Consider the following 2,670-nt stretch of genomic DNA (forward strand, 5'->3'; position numbering starts at 1 on the left):
GCGGCCGCACGGCGCCGGGGGTGCCCGGCACCGGCCCGGCGCACGCGAACACCTCGGCGTCCGCACCCGCGAGCCGCCGGACCAGCGCCGGGTCGGCGCACGCCCAGGCCACGCGGTGCCCGTACGCGGCCAGGCGGGCGGCGACGCCGACGGCGGGGTTGATGTGCCCGGTCAGCGGCGGGACGACGAAGAGGAATCCGCTCACCGGACGCCCGCCCCCGCGTGCACCTGGTCCAGGATGTGCCCGCCGACCGCGCCGGGCGCCTCGACCAGGACCGAGTGCTCGTGTCCCGGCAGGACGACCGCCCGGTAGTCGGGCAGCAGCCGCCGGTGCGCCGGCACCAGGGCGACCATGTCCGAGTCCCCGCCGTACACGCCGAGGACGGGGCAGCGTACGGCTCTGATCCGGTCCTCGGTGAGCACCCGGCTGGCGGGGATGTCGGTGCCGAGGGTGGTCTCGCGGACGAGCCGGGCCGCGCCCTTGGCCAGCCGTGCGGTGTTGTGGCCGCGGTGGGCGGCGACCCAGGCGAGCGCGTCCGCCTCGTTGTCCGCGAGTTCGGTGACCACCCGGCGCAGGATGCGGCCGAGTTTCGCGGCCCAGGCGGCCGTCGCGGGTTCCGACTCGATCAGGGTCAGGCCGGCCACCCGGCCGGGGTGGCGGGCCGCGTAGCCGAAGGCGATGGTGCCGCCGTAGGAGTTGCCGACGAGGTGGACGGCCCCGGTGACGCCGAGCCGGTCGAGGAGTGCCGCCAGGTCGTCGATGTTGTGGTCCAGGGTGTAGCCGTACGCCGGGCGTTCGCTGCGGCCGTGACCGCGCAGGTCGTACATGACGACGTCGAGTCCGGCCGCCGCGAGCGCGGGCGCGACGGTGAAGTAGTAGCTGGCCAGGCTGTCGGTGAGCAGCCCGTGCACCAGGACGACGGTGGAGTGCGGGTCGCGGCCGTCCGTGGGGCCGGTCCGCTGGACGTGCAGCCGGATGCCGCCGGCGTCGACCATCGCCATGGGTCAGCCCGCCTCGGTGGTCTTCAGGCTCCACACCACGTACTCCACGAGCCGGCCGACGGTGAGTTCGATGATCTCGTCGAACTCCATGCCCGCCAGGAACTCGGCGAGGTTGACCCGCCGTCCGTAGCGCTCCTCCAGCAGCCCGGCCAGGGTGACGAGGTCGATGCTCTCCAGTTCGAGGTCGCGGTTGAAGCCGGTGGACATGCCGATCACGACGTCGTCGTCGCCGTACTCCGCCAGCACGGTGCGGAGCATGCCGGCGATGTCGGCGAGCACGGTGTCGGCGGTGGGCTGCGCCGGGGCCGGGTGGGTGGGGTTCATCGGGCGTACTCCTCGGCTGCTGGGTCGGGGTGTCCGTCGTCGGCTCCGGGGCCGGTCGTCCAGGCCACCACGTAGTCGCGGGCGGGCAGGGCGGGCGGGTTGGTCACGGCGGCCAGGTGCACGGTGCGGGCGCGTTCCAGGCGGCCGGAGACCAGCAGCCGGGTGCCGTCCGGGGCGGCCTCCAGCACCGTGAAGTCCCGGGGCCGGCCGCCGAACCCGACGCCCTCGGCCTTGGCGACCGCCTCCTTCGCGGCCCAGAAGCGGGTGAACCACACGGCTTCCGGTGCACCGCCGTCCGCGCACAGGTCGCGCAGGAGCCGCAGTTCCGCCGGGCCGAGCGCGGTGGCGAGGGTCGCCGGGTCGCGGTCGGTGATCTCCTCGATGTCGATGCCGGGGCCGGAGCCGGGTCCCGGGCGGTGCGGCCGTACGATCGCCACGCCCGCCTCGGCCCGGTGGGCGAGCGAGACGTCCAGCGGCGGCAGGACGCGGCCGTGCACGCCGGTGACACCGGGGCGCCCGAGTTCGTCGTTGCCCACGCTGATCTCCGCCGGGAAGACGGGACCTTCGCCGTGCCGCCAGAGCCGGTGCCGTACGGCGTCCTTCACCGCGATCCGGCCGAGCAGCCACTGCCGGCGCCCGCGCGGCGGGCGCTGCGCGTAGGCGGCACGCTCGGCGCTGCCCAGCGAGTTGCGCATGATCAGCTCGCGGGAGGCCAGGTCGGGCCACCGCTCGTACACCAGCGCCCAGCCGCCGGGCATGGCCGTACCGAGGGTGTGGCGGTCGGGGAAGCGTTCGACAGGGCGGGTGGTGGGGTCGTTGTCGAAGCGGCGGTCCTGCCAGCCGGTCAGCCGCGCCCACACCCGGCCGCCGGCGGTCAGCTCCGCGTCCGCCTCCAGCACGGTGTCCGTGAGGGTGGTGATCCGCAGCAGGCAGTGCACCTCGGTGCCCGGGGCCGGGTGCGGGCCGTGGAACCGTGCGTGTGCCAGCTGCACCGGGAAGACGACGGTCCGCTCGGTGCGGGTCGCCATGATCCAGTAACCCAGCAGCTGGCCGACGTTGTCGAGCAGGGCGCCGGGTGCCGCGGGAGTGGTGATCACCCCACGGACGTGCCGTTCACCGATCGCGGTCAGCTCCGTCAGGCCCTGGAACCGGGGGCCGTGGAACATCCAGCGGTCCCGGTACAGCTGCGCCGCCGTGTGGTCGGGCACCCGCTCCGGACCGTCCGGCAGGGGCAGGCGGGCCGGCGGCGCCGGGTGGTCCGGGGCGAGTTCGACGACGGCGCGGGCCGCGGGACCGAAGGTGACGGCGACGCGGGCGGGGGTGGCGATGGGGCGGCTGGGGGGC

Annotated in this window: 3 protein-coding genes and 1 pseudogene; all 4 read right to left on the reverse strand. The window is 75.2% G+C overall.

Annotation, left to right across the window (positions count from 1 at the left end; genetic code table 11):
• A pseudogene (locus tag GT045_RS06310) lies at positions 1-205 on the reverse strand (glycosyltransferase); the annotation flags it as partial.
• Positions 202-1,002 carry an alpha/beta hydrolase gene (locus GT045_RS06315; RefSeq protein ID WP_161333557.1) on the reverse strand — a complete coding sequence of 267 codons (801 nt, stop codon included), beginning with the start codon at positions 1,000-1,002 and terminating at the stop codon, positions 202-204. The gene GT045_RS06315 and the pseudogene GT045_RS06310, both read right to left, overlap by 4 nt.
• A gap of 3 nt (positions 1,003-1,005) precedes the next feature.
• On the reverse strand, positions 1,006-1,326 hold the full coding sequence (locus tag GT045_RS06320; protein ID WP_161333559.1) for an acyl carrier protein: 321 nt from the start codon (positions 1,324-1,326) through the stop codon (positions 1,006-1,008).
• The coding region (locus GT045_RS06325; protein ID WP_161333560.1) for a 4'-phosphopantetheinyl transferase superfamily protein at positions 1,323-2,670 on the reverse strand (1,348 nt) is incomplete at its 5' end. The genes GT045_RS06320 and GT045_RS06325, both read right to left, overlap by 4 nt.

Origin of the sequence: Streptomyces sp. SID486 (assembly GCF_009865385.1) — a bacterium.
Classification (GTDB): domain Bacteria; phylum Actinomycetota; class Actinomycetes; order Streptomycetales; family Streptomycetaceae; genus Streptomyces.

Bases quoted from the DNA above. Each gene is read 5' to 3' on its own strand.
- GT045_RS06320 (WP_161333559.1), bottom strand. From the start codon at position 1,326: ATGAACCCCACCCACCCGGCCCCGGCGCAGCCCACCGCCGACACCGTG.
- GT045_RS06315 (WP_161333557.1), bottom strand. From the start codon at position 1,002: ATGGCGATGGTCGACGCCGGCGGCATCCGGCTGCACGTCCAGCGGACC.